At 70.0% G+C, this 4,073-nt stretch carries 2 protein-coding genes; both read left to right on the top strand.

Going from position 1 to position 4,073, the window contains the following annotated elements:
• The coding region (locus ACFY0T_RS50205) for a type I polyketide synthase (RefSeq protein WP_388885950.1) at positions 1–3,116 on the top strand (3,116 nt) is incomplete at its 5' end.
• A gap of 1 nt (position 3,117) precedes the next feature.
• On the top strand, positions 3,118–4,073 hold a 956-nt coding region (locus ACFY0T_RS50200), incomplete at its 3' end, for a beta-ketoacyl synthase N-terminal-like domain-containing protein (RefSeq protein WP_388885947.1).

Below are 4,073 nucleotides of genomic sequence, written 5' to 3'. Positions count from 1 at the left end.
CGATCCCGGTGGTCTCGAACGTCACCGGAGAGTTGGCGCAGGAGCTGGGTTCGCCCGAGTACTGGGTGCGGCATGTCCGTGAGGCTGTGCGGTTCTCGGACGGTATTCGCTCGCTGGTGGCCGAGGGTGTCTCGCGGTTCGTGGAGCTGGGCCCGGACGGCGTGCTGACCGGTATGGCGGAACTGACCGTCGAGGACGCGGTGTTGGTTCCGGCGTTGCGCAGGGACCGCTCGGAGCCCGAGGCCCTGGTCTCCGCCTTGGGCCGGCTGCATGTCGCCGGTGCGGTGGTGGACTGGTCGGCCTTCTTCGCCGGGAGTGGAGCGCAGCGCGTCGACCTGCCGACGTACGCCTTCCAGCGCCGGCGCTACTGGATGGACGCCCAGTCCCCCCAGAGCGACATCGGTTCGGCGGGCCTGGACTCCGCCGGGCACCCGTTGCTCAGTGCGGTCGTGGAACTCCCCGACGACGGCGGAGCCGTGCTCACCGGGCGGTTGTCGGTGGCCGGGCAGCCGTGGCTGGCGGATCACGTGGTCGGTGGTGTGGTGCTGTTCCCGGGGACGGGGTTTGTGGAGCTGGCGATCCGGGCCGGTGACCAGGTCGGCTGTGACGTGGTCGAGGAACTCACGCTTCAGGCTCCGCTCGTGTTGCCGGAGCGCGGCGGTGTTCAGGTGCAGGTGGTGGTCGGTGCAGCGGACGATTCCGGGTCGCGGACCGTCACCGTGCACTCCCGTCCCGAGGGCGAGAGCGATCTGCCGTGGACGCCGCACGCCGAGGGACGAGTCTCTCCGGCGGGGGAGGAACCGTACGTAGACCTGAGTCAGTGGCCGCCGCAGGGCACTTCGGCCATGGACGTCGAGGACGCGTACGAGCTGCTGCTCGGCCACGGCTACGCGTACGGTCCGATGTTCCAGGGGCTGAGGGCCGCATGGCAGTCCGGCGAGGAGATCTTCGCCGAGATCGCTCTGCCGGAGCAGGCGCGGTCCGATGCCTCGGGCTTCGGGCTCCACCCGGCCCTCCTCGACGCCTGCCTGCACCCGGCGCTCGTCGCCGGGGGGTCCGGGAAGTCCGGGGAGTCCGGTAGCGAGACCGAGTCCGAGACCGTGCTGCCGTTCTCCTGGTCCGGCGTGCGGCTGTACGCCGTCGGCGCGGCGGCCGTCAGAGTGCGGGTGACTCCGTCGGCCGAGAACACCATCGCGCTCGCGATCGCCGACGAGACGGGTGCGCCATTGGCCGCCGTACGGGCTCTGACGTCGCGCCCCGTTCCCGCCGGGCAACTGGCGAGTGGTGGGACGGCGTTCCACGAGTCGCTGTACCGCGTCGACTGGACGCCGGTACCTGACACCCAGCCGAGCACGCTGCCGTGGCAGGAGTGGGACGAGCTCGCCACGGAGGCGACGGTTCCCGAAGTCGTCGTGCTCCGTTGCGGTGGTGGGAATGCGGCGGCGGAGGTGCGGGAGGCGACGCATCGTGTGCTGGCGGTGTTGCAGTCGTGGTTGTCGCAGGCGCGGTTCGAGTCGTCGACGTTGTTGGTGGTGACCGGTGGGGCGGTGGCTCTGCCGGGTGAGGATGTGACGGATCTGGCGGGTGCGGCGGTCTGGGGTCTGGTACGCGCCGCCCAGGCGGGCCACCCTGGCCGGTTCCTGCTGGCGGACGTGGACGACACGACGGCGGTCCCGGCACTGATCGCCGCTGCCGAACCACAGGCCGTCGCCCGCGGCGGGGCGCTGTTCGCCGCGCGGCTTGCGCCGGTGCCCGTCATGGAGCAGCGGCCCGCATCCCGGTTCGACGCCGACAGCAGGGTGTTGGTGTCGGGTGCTTCGGGGATGTTGGGCCGGTTGGTCGCGCGGCATCTGGTGGTCGAGTACGGGGTGCGGGAGCTGGTGTTGGCCAGTCGTCGCGGTGTGGGTGCCCCGGGTTCGCAGGAGTTGCGGGCGGAGCTGGCGGGTCTGGGCGCGCGGGTGGTGTTCGCGGCGTGCGATGTGGCGGATCGCGATGCGGTGGCGGCGCTGTTGGCCGAGCATCGGGTGACGGCTGTGGTGCATCTGGCGGGTGTGCTGGACGACGGTGTCATCGAGTCGCTGACGCCGGAGCGGATGGACCGGGTGCTGCGTGCGAAGGTGGACGCGGCGCTCAACCTCCATGAACTGACCGCGGACCGGGAGCTGTCGGCGTTCGTCCTCTTCTCCTCCGCCGCGGGCGTCCTCGGCAACGCGGGGCAGGCCAACTACGCGGCGGCGAACGCCTTCCTGGACGGACTGGCCACGCGCCGGAGGGCCGCCGGACTCCCGGCGCAGTCCCTGGCCTGGGGCCTGTGGGCCAACGACAGCGGTATGGCGGCCGCGCTGGACGAGGCCGGACTCCAGCGCATGAGCCGCTCGGGCATCGAGGCCATCACTCCCGAGCAGGGACTCGACCTGTTCGACGCGTCGAGCGCGACGGACGAGGCACTGCTCGTGCCGATCCGGTTCGACCTCAGGACGCTGGCCGAGGCGGCCGGCCAGCTTCCCCCGATCCTGCGGAATCTCGTCCGCGGCCGGGTCAGGAGGACTACGGCGGGTCGGTCACCCCAGCAGGCGCTGCTCAAGCAGAGGATCGCCGGACTCGACCGGCAGGAGTGCCTCGACGTCGTGCTGGACCTGGTCCGTACGGAGATCGCGGCGATCCTGGGACATGCCAGGCCCGACGCGATCAAGCCGGACCTGGCGTTCAAGGAACTCGGCTTCGACTCGCTCACCGCGGTGGAGTTCCGCAACCAACTCAACGCGGTCACCGGACTGAAGCTGCCGGCCACGCTCGTCTTCGACTACCCGAACGCACAGGCCCTGGCGGAGCACCTGGTGGCCGAGCTGTTGCCGGACGGCGGTCGAGACGAGGACGTGGACCCGGAGGAGGAAGAGGTCCGCCGCATTCTGCAGGCCATTCCGGTCAGCCGACTGCGCAAGGCCGGAATGCTGGCCGGTCTGCTCGAACTCGGCGGCGCCCGGCCGGAATGGGACGCGGCCGAGGCGACCCACGGCGAACTGGATTCCATCGACGAGATGGACGCCGAGAGTCTCATCAGCCTGGCACTTGACGAAGTCGACCTCGACGGCGCGATACGAGAAGCGGGGAACTGAAATGGCCAACGCGGACGAGAAGCTTCTTCAAGCGCTGCGTGCCTCGGTGAAGGAAACGGAGCGCCTGCGGTCGCAGAACCGCAGGCTCACGGCGGCGATGCACGAACCGGTGGCCATCGTCGGAATGGCCTGCCGCTATCCGGGAGGGGTGTCGTCACCGGAGAGCCTGTGGGACGTGGTCGCCGGCGGAATCGACGCGATCACCGAATTCCCGACGGACCGGGGTTGGGACATCGAGCGGATCTATGACCCGGAGCCTGGCCAGGAGGGAAAGACGTACGCCCGGGAAGGCGGCTTCCTGCACGATGCGGGTGAGTTCGACCCGGACTTCTTCGGGATCAGCCCGAACGAATCCCTGGGGATGGATCCCCAGCAGCGGCTGTTGCTCGAGTCCTCCTGGGAGGCTTTCGAACGGGCGGGAATCGACCCGGCGGACATGAAGGGTCACTCGGTGGGCGTTTTCACCGGGATGATGTACCACGACTACCCGTACAACGGGGCGGCCGGCTCGGTGGCGTCCGGACGGGTGTCGTACGTCTTCGGGTTCGAGGGCCCGGCGGTCACGGTGGACACGGCGTGCTCGTCGTCGCTGGTGGCCCTGCACCTGGCCGTGCAGTCGCTGCGGTCGGGGGAGTGCTCCCTGGCGCTGGCCGGCGGCGTGTCGGTGATGGCCACACCGGAGACGTTCATCGAGTTCTCCCGGCAGCGGGGTCTGGCCAAGGACGGTCGTTGCAAGTCCTTCGCGGCCTCGACGGACGGCACGGGCTGGTCCGAGGGCGCCGGAGTGCTGCTGGTGGAACGGCTCTCGGACGCTCAGAAGAACGGTCACCCCATCCTCGCCGTGGTCCGGGGTTCCTCCATCAATCAGGACGGTGCGTCGAATGGGCTGACGGCGCCGAATGGTCCGTCGCAGCGGCGGGTGATTCGTCAGGCGTTGGCGAATGCGGGTGTGTCGGC

The organism is Streptomyces sp. NPDC001530, from assembly GCF_042894545.1.
Taxonomy (GTDB): domain Bacteria; phylum Actinomycetota; class Actinomycetes; order Streptomycetales; family Streptomycetaceae; genus Streptomyces.
Note: the sequence above shows the minus strand (reverse complement) of the source record. Positions and strands in the feature narration are given on the sequence as shown.